Raw genomic sequence first — 24,538 nt, 5'->3', positions numbered from 1 at the left:
ACGCCGGCAGCGGCTACTTATCGAGGCGTACGCGACCGCTTCAACGCAAGCATTGCCGAGCGGTCGAACCCGAAGGTCCGTCGAGCGATAAAGCCGCCAATGGTTGTTCCCGCCGCAAGCCCGAGGCCCGTCGCTAGCGCCATCACCATCGAAGGCAACGCTTCGGTGACACCGAATTCGGAGTCCATCAGGGCGTAAATGCCGCGGTACAGCGCGAGACCGGGCAGCAGCGCAATGATGCCGACCATATTGGTGGCGCCTTCGGGCACTTTCAGCCAGCGGTACAGCAGGTAGCTCACGATGCCGGCGGCGGTTCCGGCGATGGCCGGGGCGAGTCCGGGCGAGGAAACCAGAGGCAGCACTACCCAGTAGACGGCGAACACGAGGGCGGCGCCAATCGCCATGATGGGGAGCAGGCGCATCCGCACATAGGAGGCAAGAGCAAAGCCGATGGCGATGATGGCCGAGCCGACCATGCCGGAGACAACACTGCGACTGTCGCCGAGCGAATCCCCGACCGCCACGGGGATGCCGAGGCGCAGCGAAATGCTGAGCACGATCGAGATTCCCACGGCCAGGCCGACGGTCATCATCATCACTTCGAGGCCGCGAGCGGTGGCAGTAACGTAGTAGCCACCGATCGCGTCGCTGGCCGCAGAGGTGAGCCCCACACCGGAAAGCAGCATGATGATGCCAGAGATCACAATCACGGTGGGGCTGTTCGATCCGGGAATATCGATGCCGACCGATCGAAGCCAGAACATGAACACCGCAATGACGGTGATAACGCCCGCTGCCGCGATCTGAGCGAAGAAGGCGGGAACCGAGAGTCGTTCCAGACGCCGGGTCAGTACATCTGAAATGGCGGCGGATGCTGCAGCCACGAGCACGAGCACGAAGCTCACGTCGAAGATCACAACGACACCTGCCGCGAGGAGCGCCTTGCCGGCGGTGACCATCCAGCGCCGGTACGGGTGGGGCGTGGTGAGAATTACGCCAAGCTTCTCGCGCGCTTCATCCACATCGCCGGGGCCGTCGGGGCCCGTGAGCTCGTCGATGAGCCAGTACACGTTCTGCAGGCGCGTGTAGTCAATGGTGCGCACTTTCACAATGCGCATGATCGACATGGGGTCTTCGTTCATCCCCCGGTGAATAGAGACAGTAAGAGAGGTGAAGGTGATGTCGACGTGCATCCCGCTGACGCCGTACGCCGTACTGAGGCGCAGCACGGTGGCGACAACGTCGGCAGCGGAGGCACCGGTCGCGAGCATCGCTTCACCGGCACGCAAGCAGAGGTCGATTACGGAGCGCGCGTGACGCTGCGAAAGTTGCGGTTCGTGCCCGGGCATGGAGAGCAGTTGGGTGGGCGCATTATTGGTGCGCAGGGCTCCCCCGGCCATCGCGACGAGAGATCGCCCCAGTCGTTGTCGATATGCCCGCATGCGGGAGTCTTTGCCCTTACTCACCCATCAAGGGTAGGGGCTAGGGGCTGGTGTTTCCCCCACGCTGCAGCCCCCAGTTGTGGCCGTTTACACTAGACCGACTGTCCTACGCCGAGCCAGCGAATTTCGAGCAGAAAAAGAGCACGTAATGACCCGAGTACACCCCGTCATTCGCACCGTCGGTGATGCCTTGCGTGGCATGCTCATCGGCTTCGCGGAGATCGTCCCCGGCGTCAGTGGCGGCACCATTGCACTGCTCGTCGGCGTCTACGACTCCCTCATTGACGGAGCCGGGCACCTCGCTCGCGGTGTGGCGCTCACGATTGCTGACGGCATCCGGGGTCGCGGCCTCTCTCGCGCTGCCGCCCACTTTCGTTCGGTGCGCTGGAATGTCGTTCTGCCCATCGGTATCGGGATGCTGCTCGCCATCGTTCTGGGCGCCGCCCTCCTTGCGCCGCTCATCGAGCAGTTCCCCACCGGAACCCGAGCGGTCTCCGCCGGCCTCATCGCGGCGTCGCTCATCGTGCCGGCACGCATGGTCGGAGGGCGTTGGACGTTCCGCGAAATCCTCATCGGCCTCCTCGCTGCCAGCGTTGCCGTCGCCCTCACGAGCTTGCCGAAAGCGGCGGATGCCGACCCAGCGCTGATCATCGTCTCTCTCGCAGCCGCGCTAGCGGTCTGCGCTCTCGTGCTGCCCGGAGTCTCCGGCTCCTACCTGCTGCTGATCCTCGGCATGTACGCCCCGACCCTCGCCGCCGTCAACGACCGCAACCTCGGCTACCTCGGCGCCTTCGCGATCGGAGCCATCATCGGCCTCGGCCTCTTCGTCTCCGCCCTGCAATGGCTACTCAAAAACCGCCGCCGCGTCACCCTCGTCATCATGACGGGCCTCATGCTCGGCTCGCTCCGCGCCCTCTGGCCCTGGCAAACCGAGGAAGGCGAAGTCTTGGCCCCCGAAGCCGACTTCGGAATCGTGCTGCTACTCATCGCCATCGGTGCCGCGGTCGTGCTGGGCATCATCGCCGCAGAAGCAGCCCTCACGAAGCGGCGGATGCTCTCGCCCGAGATCGTCGCCGATCCCGAGCCGCACGACGCCTAGCTCTACGAGCCTGTGCGCGACGGCTCTGCCGCTGATTTCTCTGCATCGTGGCAACTTTGGGAAGGTCGCGGAGCGTCTTGTGCCGGCAGGCTCGCTCACTTTCGACATTTTCCACGAAGACTACTGACACATCACCGCGCGGCTACCAAAATCGACGCGAGCAATGCAATTGGAAAAACGAACACAAATACCCATACTCCGCGCCCTTGGTAGACGTTGCTCGGGGTATCCCAGAGCGGGGGACTAATCTGCCGCAGCTGGGCAACGACCCCTCCGTGTCGCATCAAGCGCAACCCGCAGTCGTCACATTCCCACACAGTGCCTCTTGGATAAAGCGCCGCATCCGGTGGCTGGCAGATGTGTCGGGCAGGTCTAGCTGCCGGTTCTCTGATTATCCCCATCACGGCACCCTACCGCCCCAGCACTCCTTTACCGGAGAGCCGAGAACCTGCGCGGACCCACATTGTCGACGACACCGTTATCGGCGCTGCGCTTCTCACTCCCCTATTCGAGGCCTACCCCACCGGAACTCGCGTTGGCAGTCTGCGCCCTCGTGCTGCCCGGAGTCTCCGGCTCCTACCTGCTGCTGATCCTCGGCATGTACACCCCGACCCTCGCCGCGGACAACGACCGCAACCTCGGCTACCTCGGAGCCTTCGCCCTGCAATGGCTACTCAAAAACCGCCGCCGCGTCACCCTCGTCATCATGACCGGCCTCATGCTCGGCTCGCTGCGCGCCCTCTGGCCCTGGCAAACCGAGGAAGGCGAGGTCTCTTGGCTCCCGAGGCCGACTTCGGAATCGTGCTGCTGCTTTTCGCGATTGGTGCTGTGGTTGTGCTGGGTATTCTGGCGGCAGAAGCTGCGCTCGTGAAGCGGCGGATGCTGTCGCCCGATATCGCGGCCGACCCCGAGCCCGACGGCGATTAGCGGGATCGAAACCCAATGCAATATCGCGGCGAGCGATTCGCCACAGGCTGGTTAGTCTGAAGCAGAGTGCTCGTAAGACACGACGCTCATAGCTTTTCAATGATGGTCGCTCGCGACACCAGCTGTCCCGCGAGCTTTCAGGGCAAGCTCCGATCGTCCTGTCAACGAGCAATCAGCTATGTCAAGTGCGTCGAACCCGCTTCAAGACTGCGATACGGCACAATGTCGATATGACATCACCTTCGGAATACGAATTGATCGCGTGGCGACACGTTCAAGATTTTAAGGGGCGCGCCATTTCGCGCACGGCCAGAAAAGCCGGCGAGAAAGTTGTAGAGGGAGTCAACGCTTTCGGAAAAAATGCTTCCAGCTACCTTGAGAGCCACCCGAAGACACAATCAGCTGTTGCACGCGGACAAAACATCGTCGGCGCGGGCATCTCAGCAGCCGGAAGCGGGTTCCGAACCGTGGCCGACGCGATACCTGAGGGCGTCACTGATTGGAGCGGTTCCGCCTTCGACTCAATTCGCAACACCACTGCCCGCGTCTCGCGAGCAGGATTGTCTCCCAAAAGGGTAATGGCACGCCACCGCAAGCGCGGACATGACGTGAGTGCATTTGCAGACCTGCGCCGTCTCGATTTGGAGCAGATTGATATCGTGCGCGGTCGTGGCGCTTCCTGGTACTACCCGGCGACCGCGGCTCTTTCGGGCATGGGAGCTGGACTCGTAATATCCGGGGGTGAGATGGTCACAGTGGCTTCGGCTGGCGCAGCAGCTGCCCCTTCAGGAGCGGCAGTCGTCGGCGCTTTCGCTGGCGATGCAGCTATCGTTCTGGGTCTCGCGTCGCGGTCCGTAGGACACGTCTCAATGTTCTACGGCTACGACCCCGAGGAGCCCGCCGAAAAACTATTCATTATGTCTGTCGTGAATGCCGGATCAGCGTTATCCGCAACCACTAAAACCGCGGCAATGGCCGACATTTCGCGTCTGACTCAGGCGCTCGTGCGGGGGAAATCCTGGGAAGTACTTAATGCGTCGATCGTCTCAAGAGTCTCAGCCGCATTTGCTAAACAATTCGGTTTCCGACTAACGAAACAAGGACTGGGAAAAGTTGTTCCAGCAGCCGGGATATTGATTGGCGGCACTCTTAATTGGTCGACGCTTGAAGGTATCGTGGATGCGGCCGATGTAGCTTACCGTCGGCGTTTTTTACTCGAAAAATATCCACATCTTGCTCATGATGAAAATTCAGACTTTGTCGTTCACGAGAATGAGGAATCAGAGGATGTCGACGATCACTCGATTAGCGTGCTGGATGACCTCGCCGATGCAGGAGGACCTGATCTGCGCTAGTTAGCTTCTGTGGAGGCAGCAGAGCAACCTTCCGAAAGCCTCAATCTGAAACTCATCATCGTCGCTTTGCGATCACCAAGAGAGACGCACCTGACGAGAGAAGATTTGGACTGTGTATCTTCGGTGCGCCTATCTCACCGCTACCCGGGAAAAATGTGGGCACCAGAGATCGTTGCGATTTCCGCGTTCTCGAAGCACCCGTGAAACGTGTCTGATCGCCCCTCACTGGAGTGGTTGGCTCTTAGCGAGCCCGGAGCAGGAAGCGTCGCGCAGCTAGCTTCCCATCACCCCAGACTCTAAGTGCTGGTGGCTTAGGTCATTAGCCCGTCCGCCGGCCTCATCGCGGCGTCGCTCATCGTTCCGGCGCGCATGGTCGGAGGGCGCTGGACATTCCGCGAAATCCTCATCGGCCTCCTCGCCGCCAGCGCTGCCGTCGCCCTCACTAGCTTGCCGAAAGCGGCGGATGCCGACCCCGCGCTGATCATCGTCACTCTCGCAGCCGCGCTGGCGGTCTGCGCCCTCGTGCTGCCCGGAGTCTCCGGCTCCTACCTGCTGCTGATCCTCGGCATGTACGCCCCGACCCTCGCCGCCGTCAACGACCGCAACCTCGGCTACCTCGGAGCCTTCGCCATCGGCGCCATCATTGGCCTCGGCCTCTTCGTCTCCGCCCTGCAATGGCTGCTCAAAAATCGCCGCCGCGTCACCCTCGTCATCATGACGGGCCTCATGCTCGGCTCGCTGCGCGCCCTCTGGCCCTGGCAAACCGAGGAAGGCGCAGTCTTGGCGCCCGACGCAGACTTCGGAACAGTGCTGCTGCTCGTTGCCCTCGGAGCCGTGGTCGTGCTGGGCATTTTGGCGGCAGAAGCTGCGCTTGTGAAGCGGCGGATGCTGTCGCCGGAGGTTGTGGCTGATCCTGAGCCGCACGATTCCTAGCCTCGACTGACAACTAAGATCGACTCTCCAAACTGGCGGACACGCTGCGGCACGACCACCGCAGATACTCGAAGTTGACCCTTTTGGGGGCGCGAGCCAGCATCACTCGCAGCAAGAATTGGGAGCGACACCCAAAAGTCATATCTGGCGGCGCTGTCTCAGACAATGTACGAAAACGCTCGGACCCGCAGCCGGTGCTTGTTGCTCACGCCCTCTCGTCCCGGAAGCGTCTCAGACAACCCCACTCCACGTCGATCGGGCCGAGTTGGCTGGCTTACTCGCTCAAAAAATAAAGAGAGCACGCGCACCAAATCAATCAGATACGATCTACGCTAAAGCATCAGAGACAAGGAAAAATCATGAAACCTGAGATTGACGGGTTCCTCGCCTTACCCAAAGAAGGCGCCGATGGCAAACTTTACCGCGGCCGGCTTTCCCTTCCGAATGCGCAGTGGACGGGAGCCGGCACCGACGTTGTCGCGACTTTCACGATAACTCTGGAACAAATCGCTGACGCCGCAGAGAGTCGAATTCTTTGGACTGATCAATCCGTGCAGCGCGGTATTGTACCGACAGCCCCCTCGAGCACGCCCACAGAACTGGCTCTATCCGAAGGCTATCCGGATGAGAATCTCTACATATTCGATGGAGAGAACGCTGACGATATGGCAGAAAAAATACTTCGGGGTGAACGTCTTTTCCTTAATCCACTCGTCTGGAATCTTCGCCCGGGGGCGTTCGAAGCGTACCGATTTGAGGATAATTCAGAAACGCTGTTGTATAGCGGTAAAATCTATCTTCCCGATTCTCACCACCGCCATCAGGCGATCTTGAAAGCGGTTCGGAGCTACCGAGATCACCCAAGCGGGTATCCAAAGTTTGATATCACAAGGCAATTCAAAATTGAGCTCTACTTCCTCGACCGGGAAGATGAGGGCAACTACTTCTACGACAAGAACCAGCGACCCAAGCCAACCGCCCTCTCGAAAGCGTATGATTTGACGACTGAGGACGATCTTTCGACCTTAGCGAAGCGAGTTCTCGAGTTGAATGCCAACTTGAGCCAAGCAACAAATCGCGTCACTGACCGGTTGAGCAAGAAGGCCCCGTATTTCATAACCTTGTCAACTCTTCGCGAGGTAATGCGCACGTTCGCCGGCGGCAGCGAAGTTGAGGATGCGCAATTTGATGGTTTGGCTGCGATAGCGGCGGAGTTCTTCGAGATGCTGGCCGAAGTGAGACCCGAGTTGAAGGTCCAGACAGCTCAAGCTGATCGCAGCTCATCCCTAGCATCGGCTGCAGTGATGATGCACGCCTATGGCGCACTCATGCAAGATTACAGCCTGGACAGAGCCAAGCTTGGTCCAGCGCCCGCTCGACGCCACTGGGAGAAGCTGCTTTCGCAACTGGCACCGTCCAATTCATACTCTATTGATTCATGGACCGGCGACTTTTTCGATCAGGAGAATCCGCTCTGGCAAGACATCGGGGTAGTCCAGATTCGCCCCAAAACTGGAGCGTTGACTGTGGCCAATAATGGAGGGACGAGAGCTCGAGCGGGCCAGACTTTGAGAGACTTCGTGAACACGGGAGTGCTTGAAAAATGACTGATTCAGCATCCGGTGCCGAAATCACTACCGCGCCGTCGAGGGACGAAACCTCCGCACGCGGTCGACCTTCTCTCATAGCAGGACGCTCCAACCTACCCCTCGATGACCGACAGATTAGAATTGTCGCGGAGACTTTCTCTGGCTTCGACTACCAAGTGCCGTTCAGATACGAAGACACGGCTAGAACATCGTTTCGTGTAGAGGTAAACGAGTTCGGAAACGAAGAAGGAATTGTAGTCGTCGGCCGAGATGTTTTTCCCGGCGCCAGCATCATCGACCCCAATAGTGCCCTATCCATGAAAGCCGCGGTCGCTCATGAGATTAGTCATTATTATCGCTGGAAAGATCAGACCGAGTTTCCGGAATTAGAGTACGAATATCTCGACGAGGCGCTAACAAGCTTGGACGCTTCGCTGAGATTTCCGGCACTTAGCCCGCATGAGCTTAAACAGCTGGTTTTGGATGCCATCCAGCGCATCCAGATATATAGGTCCCACATCCACGGAAGCGCGGCGGGCAATCCGTCGACCTAGATACTGAGGGGCTCGGCGGAGTTTTATGAAGAACGTGCGTGTCATTCGGGTGCCCAAGCATAAATTCTACGAATAGTAATCGAATAGCGAGCGGCGAAAACCAATGATCAACCAGCGTCGTAAAAAGTAGACGTTTCTCCTGGCTTTGCCTATCAACAGTTCGCGTCATTCAAAGTCCCTATTACGAACTCGATCGCATCGTTCTCGACATCGGCATGCCGAATTCATTGCCGAGCTAGATGCTGTATGCGCCCGGACGCGCGAGACTGGTCAGCAGTACGGCGTGCCGGCTAGTCAGACTCGCTGACAGCAGCACATCCGTTTCCGCTACGACAGCCTGCCGTCAACGAAAGTGCAACACCGTGAGCCTCGGCCGCCCACGGCGCACGATCCAGTACTACCGGCGCACGCCAATAGGCGAAGAAAAATGGCGGTACAAATAGGTAGCGGTAAAGCCCGCACCACCCTCAACATCACGGAAGCGAATGTCACCAAGGCCGCGCGTAGAGCGCGCCGTCGTGATCAGTGGATTTGCATGAAACCACCCTTCGTACTGCAGCCTGATCCGGGTTGCGGTTGCAAACTCTTTTACTTTGGGGCATCGTCTGGTTCTCAACTTAAGACATACTCTCCTCAGAGAGTCTTCGTCGCTGAGACCGGATATATCCCAGAGCCCAGCGGCCATCGCACCACGTCAACCTAGCTCTCGGCTAACTGCCGTAAACTGGGTCTCTTGCTTACTGAGCCCGCGTGGCTCTCTCGACGGAGGTTCCGTGGCCGGAAATGCCAATACTCGCTTTGCCAACGTGTCACTGCTGTCGGTTGCGAGTACCTTACCTAGCCGTGTAACAACATCCGGCGACCTTGAAACGCGCCTAGCGCCGGCATTTGAGCGCCTTGCGTTGCCCAGTAGACTCCTGCAACGCGTGGCCGGTGTGCTGGAACGTCGCAATTGGGCCGAAGGCGAAACATCCGACGACGCCACCGTCTCGGCAGGTCAACGCGCGCTAGCCGAAGCGGGCGTGGATGCCTCCGAAGTCGGACTCCTTATTAACACGTCTGTGAGCCGCAAACACCTTGAGCCCTCAGTGGCAGTGCGCCTGCACCACGGCCTCGGCCTGCCCAGCTCGGCGATCAACTTCGACGTCGCGAACGCGTGCCTCGGCTTCGTCAGCGGCATGAACCTTGCCGCGAACATGATCGAATCCGGCCAGATCAAGTACGCGATAATCGTCAACGGCGAAGATGCCGACGATATCCAAACCAACACCATCGACCGCCTGCTGAAGCAAGACTCCGATCGTGAGGGCTTCATGAGCGAGTTCGCGTCGCTCACGCTCGGCTCCGGGGCTGCGGCTGCGGTGCTCGGACGCACCGACGAACATCCGGCCGGTCATCCGATTCTCGGCGGCGTCACCCGCGCGGCCACCCAGTTTCACGAACTCTGCGTCGGCAGCGTCGACGGCATGTTCACCGACGCGAAAGCCCTCCTTAAAGGTGGCCTCGACCTCGTCGTCTCGGCGTGGAAAGAAGCATCCACCGAATGGGACTGGTCAAAGATGGACCTGTACGTCACCCACCAGGTGTCATCCGTGCACACCAACGCCATCGTCAAAGCCGCGAAACTCGACCGCGACCGCGTACCCACCACCTTCCCCCTCTATGGCAACGTCGGCCCCGCCTCGATCCCCATCACCCTCGATGAAGCCCAAGGCACCCTCAAAAAGGGCGACCGCGTGCTGCTCATGGGCGTCGGCTCCGGCCTCAACACCGCAATGATGGAGCTCGCATGGTAACTGCGCCCGCCGCCACCCCACCGCTCGACCTGCCGGGTCTCGACCCGCGCTTCAGCCACATCATTGCCGTTCCCGGCAGCGGGGCGGATGCTGGACTCACCCACGACTGGCACTACCTCGACACCGGCGCCGAACTCGCTCGCCTCGGCGTGCCCGTCATCGGCACCATCCTCGCCGTGCACGGCAACCCGACCTGGTCGTACTACTGGCGCGACCTGCTGAACCAATCACTCTCCGCAGCCGAAGCTGGCGCGCCCGCGTGGCGCATCATCGCCGTCGACCAACTCGACATGGGCTTCTCAGAGCGCACCGGCATCCACCGCCCGCTCGCGCAGCGGGTCAGTGACCTCTCGGCCTTCACGGCCACCCTCGACCTCACCGGCCCCGTCATTTCGCTCGGCCACGACTGGGGCGGCGTCGTCTCGCTCGGCTGGGCCGTCGACCACCCGGCGCAACTCACCGGCGTCATGCTGCTCAACACCGCCGTGCACCACGAAGCCGGCAAGCCGATCCCCGCACCGTTGCGGTTGGCCCGGGCGCGCGGGATGCTCGCCTCCTCCACCGTGCGCACCCCGGCGTTCCTCGAAACGACGTTGGCGCTCACGACTGACCCGCTCGACGCCGCTGTGAAAGATGCGTACCGCGCGCCGTATCGCACCGCCGATCGCCGGGGAGGAATCGGCGGCTTCGTCGCTGACATCCCCGCCGACGCCAGCCACGAAAGCTTCCCCGAACTCGAACGCATCGCCGAGGGAGTCGCCGCCCTCGACCTGCCAACGCTCATGCTGTGGGGCCCCCGCGACCCCATCTTCAGCGACTACTACCTCGACGACCTCATCGAGCGCCTCCCCCACGCCAACGTGCACCGCTTCGAAGGCGCCGGCCACATGCTCGCCGAAGATGCGCCCTACGCCGCATCGGTGCTGACTTGGCTGGGCGACAATGCTGCCAGCATTACCGATCCTGGTTCGTCGGCGCTGTCGCCTCGTGAGGCATTCGCTGCGGCGGCCGGCTCTGTCGCGACTGGCTCCGAAGCAGCTGGCACTCACACGGCTGACTCCGAAGCGTCTGCCACCAACGTGTCCGGCTCAGCAGCGACCGACACCGGCGCGGATGCCGCTTCCTTCGTCCCGCTCTGGCACAACCTCGACGCCCGCCGTGACGACACCGCGACCGCCGTGATCGACATGTCGACTCGCGGAAGCCGCGGCCCGCAACAGGTCAGCTGGAAGCAACTCGCCGACCGCGTCAGCGAAATCGCCGCCGGTCTCACCGCCATTGGCGTTCGCAAAGGCCAGCGGGTCTCGCTGCTGGTCCCACCCGGGCCGACCCTCACCGCCGTCGTCTACGCGTGCCTGCGCATCGGCGCCATCATCGTGGTCGCGGATGCCGGGCTCGGCGTCAAGGGACTCACCCGTGCCGTACGCGGATCTTGGCCCGACTACGTCATCGGCGAAGCTCCCGGCCTCGCCGCCGCCCGCGCGCTCGGCTGGCCCGGAGTGCGCATCTCGACCGCGCGTCTTCCCAAGGTTTCCGACGCCGCGCTCGGAGTTTCGTTCAGCCTGCGTGACCTCATCACGCTCGGCGTCAGCACGCCCATCCCGGCACCGCCGCGCGCCGAAGACGACGCCGCGATTCTCTTCACTTCGGGCTCAACCGGCCCCGCCAAGGGCGTCGTCTACCGCCACGGTCAGCTCTCCGCCCTGCGCGATGTGCTCGCGAAACACTTCGAAGTGACCGCCGACACCGGACTCGTGACAGGCTTCGCGCCCTTCGCCCTGCTCGGTCCGGCACTCGGCACGCGATCCGTGACGCCCGAGATGGATGTCTCGGCTCCCCGCACGCTCACCGCTCACGCTGTCGCGGCCGCCGTGGAGGCATCCGGCGCCAGCATGGTGTTCCTCTCCCCTGCCGCGATTCTCAACGTCGTCGCGACCGCCGCAGATCTCACCGCTGACGACCGCACGGAGCTCGAGCGTGTGCGCACGTTCCTCTCCACCGGTGCGCCCATCAGCGCAGAACTGCTCACCGCCGCCGGCACCGTCATGCCCAACGCGATCGCGCACTCGCCCTATGGCATGACCGAATGCCTGCTTGTGACCGATCTCACCCTCGACGGCATCCGCGCCGCCGCTGGTGACGCCAACACCGGCGTCTGTGTTGGAACGCCGATCGGCGATAACCTCGTACGCATCAGCGCTCTCGACTCCGACGGTGTCGCCACCGGAGTGCCGAGCACGGAGCCGGGCGTTCTCGGCGAGATCATCATCTCGGCACCGCACCTCAAGGACCACTACGACCGACTGTGGCTGACTGATCGTGCCGCTGTTCGGGAGACCGGGATCGAAACGGATGCCGCGACTCCGAATGCCGGCGACGCAACGAACGCTGCGGCGAACCAGCCCCTGCGCTGGCACCGCACCGGCGACGTCGGACACCTCGACGAACACGGACGCCTCTGGGTCGAAGGTCGCCTGCCGCACGTCATCGTGACCTCAACGGGACCGATCGCGCCCGTCGGCGCGGAACAAGACGTTGAAGGCGTCGAGGCCGTGCGCCGTGCCGCCGTCGTTGGCGTTGGTCCGCACGGATTGCGCCAGGCCGTCGCGGTGGTCGAAACGATTCCGACGGCCAAGCGCCCCGGACTCGCGAGCCCCGAGCTGACTACAGCCGTGCGCGCGAGCACCACGCTTCCTTTGGTTGCCGTGCTCGTCGTTCCGCAACTGCCGACCGACATCCGCCACAACTCCAAGATTGACCGGTCACGGCTTTCCGAGTGGGCCGAGCGTCTGCTTGCTGGCGGAAAGCCGACCGCGCCATGATCGTGCTCGTCACCGGAGCATCCGGCTTCCTCGGTCGCGCCGTCGCCGCCGAACTGGTCGCGGCGGGCCATGAGGTTCGCACGCTGCAGCGCCGCCCATCCGGCGTGGATGGCGTCACCGACTTTCTCGGTTCGATCAACGACCCCGAGCACGTTGCGCGCGCGGCTGACGGCGCAGAAGGCGTCATCCATCTCGCCGCCAAAGTCTCGCTTGCCGGAGACCCCGATGCGTTCCAGACTGTCAACGTCGAAGGAACGCGCACTGTGCTCTCCGCCGCCGAGACTGCGGGCGTCTCACGCTTCGTTCAGGTGTCGTCACCCTCGGTCGCGCACGCCGGCTCCGCTCTGGCCGGGGTTGGTGCCGAACTCGCCTCGCCAGAGCACGCTCGCGGTGACTACGCCCGCACCAAGGCCGAGGCCGAACTGCTAGCGCTCTCCCGCGACTCCGACGCTATGAAGGTGATCGCCATCCGCCCCCACCTCGTGTGGGGTCCCGGTGACACCCAACTCGTAGGCCGCATCGTCGACCGCGCGCGCAGCGGACGGCTGCCCCTGCTCAACGGCGGCACCGCCCTCATCGACACGACCTACGTCGACAACGCGGCCTCCGGAATTGTCGCTGCACTGCACCGCGCCGACACCGCTCACGGCACCGCCTACGTTCTCACCAATGGCGAGCCGCGTCCCGTCGGCGACATCCTCGCCGCCATCTGCCTCGCCGCCGGCGTTCAGCCGCCGCGTTGGAGTATCCCGGCCGCCGTCGGTCGCACCGCGGGCTCTGCCGTCGAACGAGTGTGGGCTGTGCGCCCCGGAGCGGATGAGCCGCCCATGACACGCTTTCTCGCCGAACAGCTCTCGACAGCCCACTGGTTCGATCAGCGCGACATCCGGGCCGCTCTGGATTGGGCTCCCGCGGTCAGCATCGACGAGGGGCTGCGTCGGCTCGCGGCACACTACGCCGAAACCGCCGCGCCGGTCGCCTGACGGCTCGGCGGATGAGCCCACCGACGAAACCGGCTAACGAGATCAACTCGACGGACGCACTCGGCTAACCTCCCAGCAACCCGGCATATCGTCGAAGGATGGGAAGATTTTCTGACTCCTGGCGCTCACACCTGCTGACGACATTCTCCGGCGAAAGCTCCGGGCGACCGGAATGGGTTGCTCGCATCGAACAGGGTGACGATGCGGGATTCTTTGGCCCCGATTCTGCTGCCTGGGTGGTGCACGGCGGCATGGGCACTCTCGTCGCCGGCATCCGGGCGCTGCTCATGCAGACCCTGCACCCCGGAGCGATGGCGGGCGTTCACGATTGGTCGCGGTACAAAGAGGATCCGCTGGGGCGACTTTCGGGAACAATTCAGTGGCTCATCACGGTCACTTTCGCCAGCACTGAACAGTCGAAGCAGGAGTCAGCCCGCGTCGGTAAATATCACACCCGAGTCGCCGGAACCTATCTGGATGTCGACGGTGTCGAACGCCCCTACACCGCGGGCGACCAAGAGTTGCTGTCGTGGGTGCACGCCGTTTTCACCGACGCGTTCCTCGGCAGCCATGAGCTATGGGGAAAGCCCATCCCCGGCGGGGCCGACCAGTACGTGAGCGAGTGGGCAACCGCCGGAGAACTCGTAGGAGTAGAGCAGCCACCGCGATCCCGCGCTGAACTGAAAGCTCAGATTGATGGATTCCGCCCTGTGCTCAAAAGCGACGATCGCGTTCTCGAAGCAGTGCGCTTCATTCGCAATCCCCCGCTTCGCAGGTCAATGATGCCCGCCTACAGGGTGCTGTTCGCCGGCGCCGTCGCTTCGTTGCCCGAAGAACACCGCAAGCTACTTGGTCTTCGCCGATCACCGCTGCCGGTGATCTGGGCGACCGGCATTGTGTTGCGCTCAGTGGGAAAAATTCTCGGCACCTCATCCTCCAGCGAGGACGCAGCCCGCGTGCGGCTGGCCCGCCTCGAGCGCGAGCGTGATTCGGTCTAACTCACACGGCGCATACATCGGTTGGCGCCGCGGGCGGGGTACCCTCAGGGAACGAGCCACTCGGCTCACAGGAGGATAACGTCATGGCCGATAAATCACCCAAGAAATCCAGCGGCAAGACTGTAGCGAGCAAGTCTCTCAAAGAGAAGCGCGCCGACAAGAAAGACAAGGCCGCCAGCAAGCGCAAGGACTAACCTCGACCGCTGGCGCGGGGATGCTTAGACCGTTGCTCAGGCAATCATTCCCCGTGCCTGCCGAGGCGCTCAACCGACTTCACGAGTATCGATGCGTAAGACTCTGCAACGAAACGCGTAGCGATCCGAAGAACGAAAAAGCGGCACGTCCGCCGGCTAAACCAGCGACGTACCGCTTTCTCACTAAGCCGCAGAGAGCCCCCAGGGGCGTCTGCTCACTCGGTTAACTATTTGCCGTGCGCGGGGCCCCGATTCCGGGATTGATTTGGTGCAGACCGCCCTTGGACGGAGTGACATCAAAGTCAAACATCGCGGTGGGCAGGTACACGGTGGCGCAGGAGTTGGGGATATCCACAACACCAGACAGTCGACCTTCGATGGGCGCGGATCCCAGAAGAAGGTACGCCTGCTCGGGGCTGTACCCGAACTTCGTGAGGTAGTCGATCGCGTGCAGGCACGCGCGCTGGTACGAGAGATCGGAGTCGAGGTACTTCTGCTCGCCATCCAATGTCACCGAGGTGCCGCTGAAAGCCAGCCACTCGCTGTACTGCGGGCCTTCGATTCCCGGTTGGAAGATCGCGTTTTCCGACACCCCATATTTCTCCATGCCGCCCTTGATGATGTCGACCTTGAGCTCGACGAATCCGCCCATCTCGATGCCACCGCAGAACGTGATTTCACCGTCGCCCTGGCTGAAGTGCAGGTCACCGAACGAGAGATTCGCCCCCTTCACGAAGACCGGATAGAAAACGCGCGTGCCCTTGGTGAAGTTCTTGATGTCCTGGTTTCCACCATTCTCGCGTGGAGGAGCGGTTCGAGCGCCTTCGTTGCTCACCCGATCGAACTCCGCTCCGGTGAGCGACCCGAGGATAGCCGAACGCGGTTCCGGGGGAAGCGCGAGCGGTGGTACCCGGTGCGGATCAGTGGCGATGAGTGCAGCCTCGCGAGAGTTCCACGTCGACAACAGCTTGTTGGAGGGCGCGACTCCCATCAGCCCGGGATGGGTGATGCCGCGGTAGCGCACTTCGGGCACGTGGCGAGAAGTAGCGTAGCCGCCTTCGAAATCCCAAATGGCCTTGTAGGCGTCGGGAAACTGGTCAACGAGGAAGCTTCCGCCATTGTTCTTCGTGAAGACGCCGGTGTAGCCCCAGCCCTGGCCGGCAAGCGGGCCAGACTCATTCGGAATCGAGCCAATATCGAGGATGTCGACAATCAGCAGGTCGCCGGGTTCGGCACCTTCAATGGCGAACGGTCCGCTCAACACGTGGACGCTCTCTAGCGGTGCATTGGCGATGTCATCGGCTGAGTCATCATTGACGATTGCCCCGTCGAACCATTCACGGCAGTCAGCTCGAAACACCTGGCCCGGTTTGACCGTGACGGCCGCCGGGATGTCGCCATGCCATCGATTGTGGCCCACCAGTTTCTGGTCGGTAAAGGATTTTTCGGAATCTAAGGGAAACAGATTCTCAGACATTTTTTTCCTTTCAAAGATGAAGCAAATACTTGTGAGTCTCGTGAAAACGGCACTCGCCTCGGAATGACCGGCGGTGAATGCTTAGGCGTTCGAGTGGGCCACCTCCTCTGTTGGGGCTGGTTGCCGGCTTCGCATGATGGCCATCGCGACGATGAAAACAACAGCGAGAACTACGGCGACGATCGCGCCGTTGAGTGTCTGCCAGATTCCCGTGAGCAGAAGGAAGGCAGGAATCGCGCCGGTGATCCACCCCTGCACGGCGGCAACCGCACCGGTGATCCAGGTGAGCGACGTCATCCCCTTGCCAAGCACCAGATAGAAAAGGAACCACAAGACGGCCCACTCGAGCCAGATGACAAAGAACGCGTAGTCCCCGAACCAGACGAGATTCGCGACGGCGTACGCAACGGCCATGATCGCGACGAAGAGAGAAAAATAGCCGAGCCCGGTCGGGTCATGGCCCCAGGTGTTCCCCATCGCCACGTAGAGATAGGTGAAGCCGAACAGGTAGAGACCACTCGCGGAAAAAATTACCGCAGCGTCTCCCCCGGCGGTGAAAATCAGGTAGGTGGGGGTGAGAACTTGCAAGAACCCGACGAACCAGTTGATGGGTGTAGCCCCGGTGCCTTTCACGATGCCCATCAGCGCGAGCCCGTTGAGAAATAGCACCGCACCTACATATAGCAAACCGACAGCACTCATCTGGATCTCGCTTCCTGTATTTTTTTCTTTAGGCGCGCGGTAATTTCTGCGCTCGAGGATCGTAGGTAACCCGTTGAGGCCTACGAGAACCCGATGGTGGCGCGCCGACAACTCGCGGCGCATCCGCCGTCGCGTTGGTCGCGTCAAGAAGCCGTCTTGCTCCGGAATCCCCCAGATTGAGGAGAGGCGAGCTGAAAACACGGGGCGCGTCGCCGGAACAGACTGGGCACGAGGCCACCTGGGGAATGTCACCCATCGGAGCACGTTTATCGAAATGCCCGTGTTCGGCGCAAGAAAATTCGTAGGCTGGAATAGCACTCACCCCTCTTACGGGTAGACAACTTTGTATATATCGAGACGCTAGCAAGCATCCATCAAGTAAGCAATGGATGCGGTACCACTCTGTGGTGGAGAGACGCCGACGAGAGCACTCAAGTCGGCGTGGGCACGCTCACCAGAACACGTCAGCGACGCGATCGACGTGGCTGGAAGCTCGTCGAACTGCGATCGTTACCGAGCAACATCGCCGTTTGCCGCAGTCAACTCACGCAACCGAAGCACCGCAGCAGCACGACTCGTCACGTTCAGCACTCGAAAGACGCCTTCCAAATGCTTCTTTACGGTCGACTCTGACATGCCAAGTTCTTGAGCGAGTTCGTTGTTCGAACCACCCGTGCGGGCAAGCGCGATCACGACGTCAGCTTGGCGGCGGGTGAGACCAGCGCCCAGAAGCGCCGCAGCATCTGCAGCGACGTCCTGCTGCCGCCGCAAGAACAGCACCGTGGGGCCAAGCCGCACCGGATGCACGATGCAGTGCCATCGCTGCGTGCCGATCATCACGTCATGTTGAGCTTCTTCGCCCGGTGTCGAGTCGGCAGCAACGACGATCGAGGCCAGCTCCTCCGGAACTCGATCTCCCACGTTCAGCACCTGCGACGACGACGCCTCGACCGCCCCATCCGACCGCACGGAGACCACAGCCCAGGCGTGACGATCCATCTCCGCATTCACGAGCAGGGCGCGCTCGGCGTCGAGCGCTGCGCGGTGATGCATCGCAAGGTGACCGCTGAGGGCGTTCATCACGGCGACGTCGCGATCGCTGAACTCCCCCATCCGCTCGCTGCGGTTGAGGGCATAGCCGACCACGACATCCGGCGGCGAGGGCAGCTCTACGACGAGCTGAAAGCGCACATCGAACGGCTCGTAAAAATGTCGATAAAGATCGGTGTCTGTGAAGTCAGCGGCGCCCTCAACGTCGCTGAAGCGAATGGCACCAAGCCCGGGCTTAGAAGTCGCTGCAGCAATCAGCGGATGCTGGTGAAAGTACTTGTCGTACTCCGGCTTCAACCGGGTGGCGACGGCGATCTCGGCGGCGGGCACAATCACGTAGCGAAAATCTCGCGCGGCCAGCACCATGTCATTGAAAGATGCGCTGTCGCAGTCGATGACTTCGCGCACCGCTTCGAGCACATCCGCGAAGTCGAGCGGCGGATGCGCGGTGAGCCGCCCGGCGACCCGAAGGACGGCCTGTGCGTCAGCATCGCTCAGTCCCATGCTTCAACACCCTACCCGCGCGCGTACGCCTAAAGACGTATTGCGGATTCTGGCTGCCGGTCGGCAGCCTTAAACCATGACTATGCCGCGCACGCCTTTCGCTCTCACTCCCCTCTCTGCAGTGCGAAGGGTTCGGGTTGCCGCGGTGGTGCTTGCCATCACGGCGACACTCGCGGCCTGCTCGACGTCGACCGACGACGATCTGACCGATACCGGCACGACGGATGACTCCAGCACTGCTGAGGAAACCGCGGGAGACGAAGCGGCGCCGGATGAGCCTGCCGCCGGTGGGCTCACCTCCGACGATGTCGGAAACGCCACCGTGATTGTTAACGGGGTCGAGTTCCCGGACTTCACCGGCGACTGCGAGATCAGCCGTCTCGGCGGCAAGGAGGATGTCGGAGACCTCAGCATGCCCGGGATCTTCACAATCGTCGGGATCGACAACGTGAAGGCCCACGAAGATGAGGCGATGAACTTCGTCGCGATCAATGAATCTCAGTTTCGATTCAACGACCTCGTCGGAGCAGCAGGCGTAGAAACCCCGGCACGAGGCGATATCGCTTCGCTCACAGAACTCGGCTCTCGAACCGCAGACGGAAGCCGCGACCTCGTCGAAGTGCGCTTCGCGGGCACGTTCGAAGACGGCACCCCCATCGAGGTGGACATCGTCTGCGAGCTGCAGAACGCGTTCTAATCGCTGGGATGTGCGGGTGGCCATGACCACCACATCGTGCCTGAGCACGCTTCCCTCAGCAGGCTGCGTGCCGTGTTCGCGCGAGCTGGCAAACTCGACCACCAAGTCCTCGCTGGCGCTCGCGGCGAGCGCATCGTCTGAGTCGAACATTAGCTCGGCGAGATGACCCTTGTGTAGAGATTTTCGACCGACGTCGGCCGCGTCGTCGCCGACGATCAGCAGCGTGCCGCCTTGCGCGAAGGCGGAGGCTAACGAACGAAACAGGCTTTACCTGATCCGCCGAGACAAGTGTATGAGATGCGAAGAAACGAGGTCGAAGCTTCGTGGATGCGAGGCCCATTGCGTCAGATTGTGTTGCTCCCAGTCGATGAGGGCTGCGGCATAACCAAAACCTCGATCCGATGGGCGAGAATTCCTTGCCACCGAGCCTAAACGAGACAAACGGAGAGAGACGCCGATCCTTGAAAATCCCTGCGCCGCCAGTTAAGACGTTGCCGCCCTCCATGCAGAAGTCAGGCTTGAGGGGCCATCGAGTCCTGTTGAAGAGCTACGAAATCGTGGTGTGCGGCGAGATGTCGCCTGCCTGTGACACCGCTTCCCGCCCTCTGTTCGGTCTCGTGTTCCGTGTAATCCTCGTTTGATGGACTGAACCGCATGAATCGGTTGGAGCGAGTGGGCTCAGTTCGGTTAGTCCCGAAGTCGTGGCAAGATCTCGCTGCCGATAAGCTCAATCGCGTTGACAGGATCAGCACCGAGCGGTGGGCCGAACGATAAGTGTGAGACTCCGGCGGCTTTGATTTCCTGACAGCGCGAGACGACCGAGTCAGGATCGCCGCTAATTCCCAAGCGCAACATCTGCGGCGTTATCCCGGAAATGGCTTTCTCGATGTCTCCATCACGCAAGGCTTGGTCGCTCTCTGCGAAATCTTCCGGTACAAGTCCAGCGCGTGCCAACAGATAGGGCGAGAACGCGGCTCCGTAGTAGGCAAGCTTGACTGCGAGCGCGCGATCGGCTTTTTCCTTGTCCTCGTCTACGGAGAGCCAAACGCATGCGGGAACGTCGATCGAATCCATCGATCGATCGATCGATGCCGCTCCGTCTTCAACATGCCTGCGAGCTGTCGTGAAGTGCTCCGGTGGGAACGATAGAGCGAGCACACCATCAGCCTCTCGCCCGGCGAGTTCAAGCATTTTCGGGCTCATCGCCCCCAGGTATATGGGGACCTGTTGTGTCGGCATCCTTAGGTACGCGTGTTCAGTCCAGTCTGCGCCTGTGCCATCAATCTCGCTCGGACGTTGCCCCGCAAGGAGAGCCCTAATCGCACGGAGTGCTTCTCTGGTTCGGCTAAGCGGTCTTTGATGTTCAATTCCGATCCACGCCAGGAACTCGCCCGCCCCGGCAGAAAGGCCCAGAAGGAATCGCCCGTTGCTAATTTCCTGCAATGTGGCTGCAGTCATTGCTAACTCAGCAGGATGCACCGAGTACGGATTCATGATCCCGATACCGAGGTGGATACGCTCTGTTTTGACCGCCAACGCTCCGACAAGCGCTGGTGCTGACCGCATCATGAGATCGTGTGATACCCACATCTGCTCGAAGCCGGCATCGTCGGCCGCAACAGCCGCCGAGGCGAGGGTCCGGATATCCAAGTCATTGTTGACGCGCAAGCTGAATCGCATGCCACCCATTCCTCTCGTAATTCAGTCTTAACGTCGGGCCAAGTTTCTCGATTTTTCCACCCCGGTTTCGGCGTGCCAGTCGATCAAAGGCAATGGGAGCGTTCAAACGGATGTCTCAGCTGCCGCCGAATACTCATCGTCGCCAGAAACGAACCCAGGCGCGTTAATTACGAGATAGGTGCCATAGCCTGAGAGCTCGTACGGCACCCCGCGTGGCACAAGCAGAACGTTGCCTGCCTCAACGCTCTGTGACCGGTCGTCCCCCAGCTGAATCTCGACCGCCCCAGTCAAGACAACATATGCGCGAGTCGAGCGTGCTGTGCTCAGCCGCCGGTGACTCCCGGCGAGTTGAACCCAAGTGACGCTCATGTCGGCTTCAGAGGCGAGGGCTCGCATCACTAAGTCGTTCTCTGGCTCCTCGACTACTGCGACGTCAGCCGTGCGGATTACCTTTGTCATTGCGCTGTGCAGGAGAGAGTCGGGTCTGACCAGCTCACGTCAGCCTCCGCAGGAGTCGCTGCGGGGCGGTACGCGGGAGCCAACTCAGCGTGAAAGTTTCTGAACATCATTGTCATTTCTGTATTGACGGTGGTGGGGTCCGCACTGCAAAAGTCTGGTCCATCGCTGTGTCACACGACGAACAAATGACTGTTGATCAAACACGATAGTACACAAGGTAGCGTTTTGAACTATTGTGCGTCATGCGAACTGCTCAAACGCCGGCGGATGGTCAACCGGTGGAGCAACCGTGCGAAAACGAAGCCAAGCGTGTTAAACGCGCCGATAATTAGGCGGCGAAGCGTGCGGGGTGGTGACGCCGTGACCGAGATTACCGACCGTGTAGACGATTTAGCCGGTCGAGACTTTTCTCATCGGTACGCGATGTGCTTGACGCGAATGATTTCGACGCATGGCGGGCGTTGTTCTCAGACGATGCAGCGGAGATTCGATGCTCAACGGCTGGGGCAGAGCAGGGCGCTGAACGCAATGCGCGACGTGGCATTCTTCGCGTGAACACAGGTTTCGGTGTTGCGAGCTCCGGCGACTGCCAAGCGGCTCCTAGTCCAAGCGCACGCAAACAACCCTGCTATCGTGGCCTAATGCGTACTTTGGCAGCTTCGGACGATCCATACGAGGCCATCTACGGCTATTCGAGGGCGATCCGAGTCGGGGATCATGTGCACGTGTCGGGAACGTCTGCACAACCGCCGTTCATCGAGGGCTGCGATTCTTACACTCAAGCCAAAAATGCCCTAGCCATCATAGAAAAATCGCTTGAAGACGTTGGTGCGAACCTCGCCGCGGTCGTGCGTACTGTCGCCTACGTCACGGATATCGCCGACATACCTCTTGTCGCTCGAGCCCACCTCGAAGCATTTGAGAAGATAAGACCCGCGTCGACAATCGTTGAGGTATCCGCTCTCGATCATCCTGCACGTACGGTTGAGATCGAGGCTTACGCGATCTGTTTGTCGCCTGAAGCCGAAATTACCTAGCGCGGACACGCCCGCTGGCCCCGACTGAGAGCAAGTCACCCGACAGCCCATCAGTCGGTCAACTAGCGTCCCTGGGCAGTAAAGGTAGTGCGCGCGCCCGCTCGGCTCCGAATTGTGCGAGGCGGGCTAATGGGGAACGAGCGGCACGCAGGCCGATGACGATGACCTTGGCAACCTCGTGGACGAGAACTACGGCGGCGAGTCCAAGAACACCGGCGATCGCCAGCAGAATGACGATAGCGTTCCCCTGTTCCCCTCAGGCGACACTCGCGAACCGAGCAAAGCGCCGGTCAGAAGGCGTTTCAGGAGGGGTTTTAGGTGGCCGGATCAAATCTCACTAACGAAAAATCGCGGAAACCCTTGAGTTTCCGCGATTTTTTGGTCGGCTGTTCCAAGAACTCACACAGCCCTTGAATCACAGGTCCGTTCGCGACGCTTGAAACGCGTTTTCCTCCACCCCCCCTCCGGATTTTCCTCTTTTGGCGCGGGGCTGTGCTGAGTCGGGGCGCCGAAGGGGGCACGCTCGGTGTTTGGCGCCCGAGGGGTGGCACACTGGAGGCGCTCCGAAGCGGCGATAGTGTCGCCGCAGGCGCTCGTCCATTCGTCTACGCCTCTAAAACTACCAACGCGAAGGCAAGCGAATCTCCTGACAATGTCCGCATTCCGTCGACAGCGTTCGAGCGTCACGGTGGACATCGCCCTCGCTATGGTTCGGTGCGCGTCGGATCGCGGCCGTCGCAATGTCGGCAGGGCGCGCCAGACTCGGCAAGTTCCTGCTTGAGTATATGGTTCGAGGGAACTTGGTGCTGCGATGTGTTGCGGCCGTTCCATACCGCGGGATTTCGAGGACGTTTCGACGTCGAACAAAACTGGAGACTGAATCGTCATGACCTTCCTCAAAGCAAGGGTTCTGCTCTGGCCTCTCCTACTGGTCATTGTGCTGGTGGTCGCCGGAATGGGCGCAGCTTTCGCGTTTGGTGGGCTCAACGCGCTCGCTCTCGGTTCGCTGTTCACCAGTAGCTCGAACGAACGAGATTCGCAGGTGATTAAGTTCGACACACCCATGCAAGAGGTCGCCTTACTCAGCCTTCATATCGAGGGTATCGCGAGGGACGAAGGCAAAGGAGAGATTCTCGGCTTCGCCGTACCCGCGAGCGAGAAAACGACGTTGATCCAGTACAAGTTCGACGCAAAACTAGGCATCGATGGGTCACAGGTGAAGATCGAACCAACCGGGCCAGGGTCGTTTCGGGTGGCTATACCTGAATTCATTAGCATCGGCTTCGACGATCCCGTGTTCGAGGACCCCATCGAGACCAACAACGTGCTCAGCTGGCTGGCGCCGCCAGCGGCTCAAAATCGCATGATCAACAACATTCTCAGCGACGAGAACAAGCAGGAGTACATCACCCAAAGCGAAGCAGCGCTGAAAGCGCAAGCCCAAGTTTTCTACTCCGGAATCATCAAAAGCGTCGATCCTGAGATCACCATCGACTTTGAGTTCGCAGGGTAGATGCCCCTAGTGCCCCATCTCGCCCTCTGTTGCCGCGCAGCCCGGGAAACCGGACGGGCCACCTAAGCAACCCATCCGCAGGAGAGACGCAGGCGCCGTGAACATCTTCAGCATGGTCACCGGGTTCGAGACCGAAGACCCCGAAGATCACCGGGTGACGAACGTCATGGTCGACTACACCCCAGTCCCGATGGTGTTCATCGAACCGTTTGACCCAGTACAACCTGCGCACTATCGCCACCTTCCTGAAGGAGCGAGTCATTGCCGAACAGCTCGACAAACCGGACTGGCCACCTACGCGACCCGTCAGTCGGCGAGATGCTGGCGCCGTGAACCCATACACGAAAACGCTTCCACGCGACCCTCTCCTAGCGCGGTGGGCAAAATGAACTGTCCCGGGTTTCTTGCCGCTTTCTTTCTGGCGAAAGGGTGCAGTTATGCCCAAGTCTTATCCAAGCGAGGTTCGTGAGCGCGCCGTCAGGATGGCCCTCGATCGTCTAGCTGATTACCCGTCGATGGCGGCTGCGTGTCGTGATCTTGCGCCGAAGCTCGATGTCGGCATCGAGACGCTGCGGAAGTGGATCATGCAAGCTCAGGCCGATGCCGGGAACCGGGTCGCCCCGACGAGTGTCTAGCTAGAGGAGATTCGGCGGCTCAAGAAAGAGAACAAGGAGCTTAGGGAGATCAACGATGTTCTGAAGGCGGCGACGTCTTTCTTTGCGAGGGA

General features: G+C 61.1%; 21 protein-coding genes and 1 pseudogene. 15 read left to right on the top strand and 7 right to left on the bottom strand.

The features are described 5' to 3' along the window. Positions 1 to 17: 17 nt before the first annotated feature. On the bottom strand, positions 18 to 1,466 hold the full coding sequence (locus tag ESZ53_RS01640) for a threonine/serine exporter ThrE family protein (RefSeq protein WP_246837349.1): 1,449 nt from the start codon (positions 1,464 to 1,466) through the stop codon (positions 18 to 20). Between the two features lie 124 nt (positions 1,467 to 1,590). On the opposite strand from ESZ53_RS01640, the gene ESZ53_RS01635 reads away from it, so the two are divergent. The 11 genes and pseudogenes from ESZ53_RS01635 (at position 1,591) to ESZ53_RS01590 (ending at position 14,498) form a co-directional block, all read left to right on the top strand. Further along, positions 1,591 to 2,541, top strand: a complete 951-nt coding sequence (locus ESZ53_RS01635; RefSeq protein WP_129071241.1) for a DUF368 domain-containing protein — start codon at positions 1,591 to 1,593, stop codon at positions 2,539 to 2,541. Positions 2,542 to 3,094: 553 nt separating this feature from the next. Next, a pseudogene (locus ESZ53_RS14430) lies at positions 3,095 to 3,241 on the top strand (undecaprenyl phosphate translocase family protein); the annotation flags it as partial. Between the two features lie 74 nt (positions 3,242 to 3,315). Then, a complete protein-coding gene (locus ESZ53_RS14425; RefSeq protein ID WP_246837444.1) occupies positions 3,316 to 3,468 on the top strand; it encodes a hypothetical protein in 153 nt (50 codons plus the stop codon). Between the two features lie 230 nt (positions 3,469 to 3,698). Next, positions 3,699 to 4,823, top strand: coding sequence for an EcsC family protein (locus ESZ53_RS01625; RefSeq protein ID WP_129071240.1), 1,125 nt, complete (start codon positions 3,699 to 3,701; stop codon positions 4,821 to 4,823). A 318-nt stretch (positions 4,824 to 5,141) separates the two neighbouring features. Further along, positions 5,142 to 5,756, top strand: coding sequence for a DUF368 domain-containing protein (locus tag ESZ53_RS01620; protein ID WP_371683554.1), 615 nt, complete (start codon positions 5,142 to 5,144; stop codon positions 5,754 to 5,756). A 359-nt stretch (positions 5,757 to 6,115) separates the two neighbouring features. After that, entirely contained in the window at positions 6,116 to 7,363 is a 1,248-nt protein-coding gene (locus ESZ53_RS01615; RefSeq protein ID WP_129071239.1) for a DNA sulfur modification protein DndB, read from the top strand. Beyond that, positions 7,360 to 7,899, top strand: a complete 540-nt coding sequence (locus ESZ53_RS01610) for a hypothetical protein (RefSeq protein WP_129071238.1) — start codon at positions 7,360 to 7,362, stop codon at positions 7,897 to 7,899. The genes ESZ53_RS01615 and ESZ53_RS01610 overlap by 4 nt, the downstream gene beginning before the upstream one ends. Positions 7,900 to 8,672: 773 nt before the next feature. Further along, positions 8,673 to 9,695, top strand: a complete 1,023-nt coding sequence (locus tag ESZ53_RS01605; RefSeq protein WP_129071237.1) for a 3-oxoacyl-ACP synthase III — start codon at positions 8,673 to 8,675, stop codon at positions 9,693 to 9,695. Next, on the top strand, positions 9,689 to 12,517 hold the full coding sequence (locus tag ESZ53_RS01600; RefSeq protein ID WP_129071236.1) for an alpha/beta fold hydrolase: 2,829 nt from the start codon (positions 9,689 to 9,691) through the stop codon (positions 12,515 to 12,517). The genes ESZ53_RS01605 and ESZ53_RS01600 overlap by 7 nt, the downstream gene beginning before the upstream one ends. After that, positions 12,514 to 13,500, top strand: a complete 987-nt coding sequence (locus ESZ53_RS01595; protein ID WP_129071235.1) for an NAD(P)-dependent oxidoreductase — start codon at positions 12,514 to 12,516, stop codon at positions 13,498 to 13,500. The genes ESZ53_RS01600 and ESZ53_RS01595 overlap by 4 nt, the downstream gene beginning before the upstream one ends. Positions 13,501 to 13,598: 98 nt before the next feature. Next, on the top strand, positions 13,599 to 14,498 hold the full coding sequence (locus ESZ53_RS01590) for an oxygenase MpaB family protein (protein WP_129071234.1): 900 nt from the start codon (positions 13,599 to 13,601) through the stop codon (positions 14,496 to 14,498). 417 nt (positions 14,499 to 14,915) lie between these two features. On the opposite strand, the gene fmdA is transcribed toward ESZ53_RS01590, so the two are convergent. From fmdA to ESZ53_RS14385, 4 genes are all read right to left on the bottom strand, one after another. After that, positions 14,916 to 16,169 (bottom strand): formamidase, encoded by a 1,254-nt coding sequence (gene fmdA, locus ESZ53_RS01585; protein ID WP_129071233.1) that lies wholly within the window; start codon positions 16,167 to 16,169, stop codon positions 14,916 to 14,918. 81 nt (positions 16,170 to 16,250) lie between these two features. Continuing rightward, entirely contained in the window at positions 16,251 to 16,871 is a 621-nt protein-coding gene (locus ESZ53_RS01580) for an AmiS/UreI family transporter (protein WP_129071232.1), read from the bottom strand. 28 nt (positions 16,872 to 16,899) lie between these two features. Continuing rightward, positions 16,900 to 17,193 (bottom strand): FmdB family zinc ribbon protein, encoded by a 294-nt coding sequence (locus ESZ53_RS14580; protein WP_210403824.1) that lies wholly within the window; start codon positions 17,191 to 17,193, stop codon positions 16,900 to 16,902. 188 nt (positions 17,194 to 17,381) lie between these two features. Further along, positions 17,382 to 18,425, bottom strand: a complete 1,044-nt coding sequence (locus ESZ53_RS14385; RefSeq protein WP_210403823.1) for a LuxR C-terminal-related transcriptional regulator — start codon at positions 18,423 to 18,425, stop codon at positions 17,382 to 17,384. Between the two features lie 76 nt (positions 18,426 to 18,501). Here ESZ53_RS14385 and ESZ53_RS01565 point away from each other — a divergent pair, with 76 nt between their 5' ends. Further along, entirely contained in the window at positions 18,502 to 19,122 is a 621-nt protein-coding gene (locus ESZ53_RS01565) for a hypothetical protein (protein WP_129071231.1), read from the top strand. A gap of 687 nt (positions 19,123 to 19,809) precedes the next feature. On the opposite strand, the gene ESZ53_RS01560 is transcribed toward ESZ53_RS01565, so the two are convergent. Together ESZ53_RS01560 and ESZ53_RS01555 are read right to left on the bottom strand one after the other, a co-directional pair. Continuing rightward, positions 19,810 to 20,802, bottom strand: coding sequence for an LLM class flavin-dependent oxidoreductase (locus ESZ53_RS01560; RefSeq protein WP_210403822.1), 993 nt, complete (start codon positions 20,800 to 20,802; stop codon positions 19,810 to 19,812). 102 nt (positions 20,803 to 20,904) lie between these two features. Then, positions 20,905 to 21,261 (bottom strand): cupin domain-containing protein, encoded by a 357-nt coding sequence (locus ESZ53_RS01555; RefSeq protein WP_129071229.1) that lies wholly within the window; start codon positions 21,259 to 21,261, stop codon positions 20,905 to 20,907. 641 nt (positions 21,262 to 21,902) lie between these two features. On the opposite strand from ESZ53_RS01555, the gene ESZ53_RS01550 reads away from it, so the two are divergent. From ESZ53_RS01550 to ESZ53_RS01540, 3 genes are all read left to right on the top strand, one after another. Further along, positions 21,903 to 22,298 carry a Rid family hydrolase gene (locus ESZ53_RS01550; RefSeq protein WP_129071228.1) on the top strand — a complete coding sequence of 132 codons (396 nt, stop codon included), beginning with the start codon at positions 21,903 to 21,905 and terminating at the stop codon, positions 22,296 to 22,298. A gap of 886 nt (positions 22,299 to 23,184) precedes the next feature. Next, a complete protein-coding gene (locus tag ESZ53_RS01545; RefSeq protein WP_129071227.1) occupies positions 23,185 to 23,811 on the top strand; it encodes a hypothetical protein in 627 nt (208 codons plus the stop codon). A 437-nt stretch (positions 23,812 to 24,248) separates the two neighbouring features. Further along, positions 24,249 to 24,446 (top strand): hypothetical protein, encoded by a 198-nt coding sequence (locus ESZ53_RS01540; protein ID WP_129071226.1) that lies wholly within the window; start codon positions 24,249 to 24,251, stop codon positions 24,444 to 24,446. The last annotated feature ends 92 nt before the right edge of the window (positions 24,447 to 24,538 follow it).

The organism is Salinibacterium sp. UTAS2018 (assembly GCF_004118935.1).
Classification (GTDB): Bacteria; Actinomycetota; Actinomycetes; order Actinomycetales; family Microbacteriaceae; genus Rhodoglobus.
This window is presented reverse-complemented; position numbering and strand designations above follow the sequence as displayed.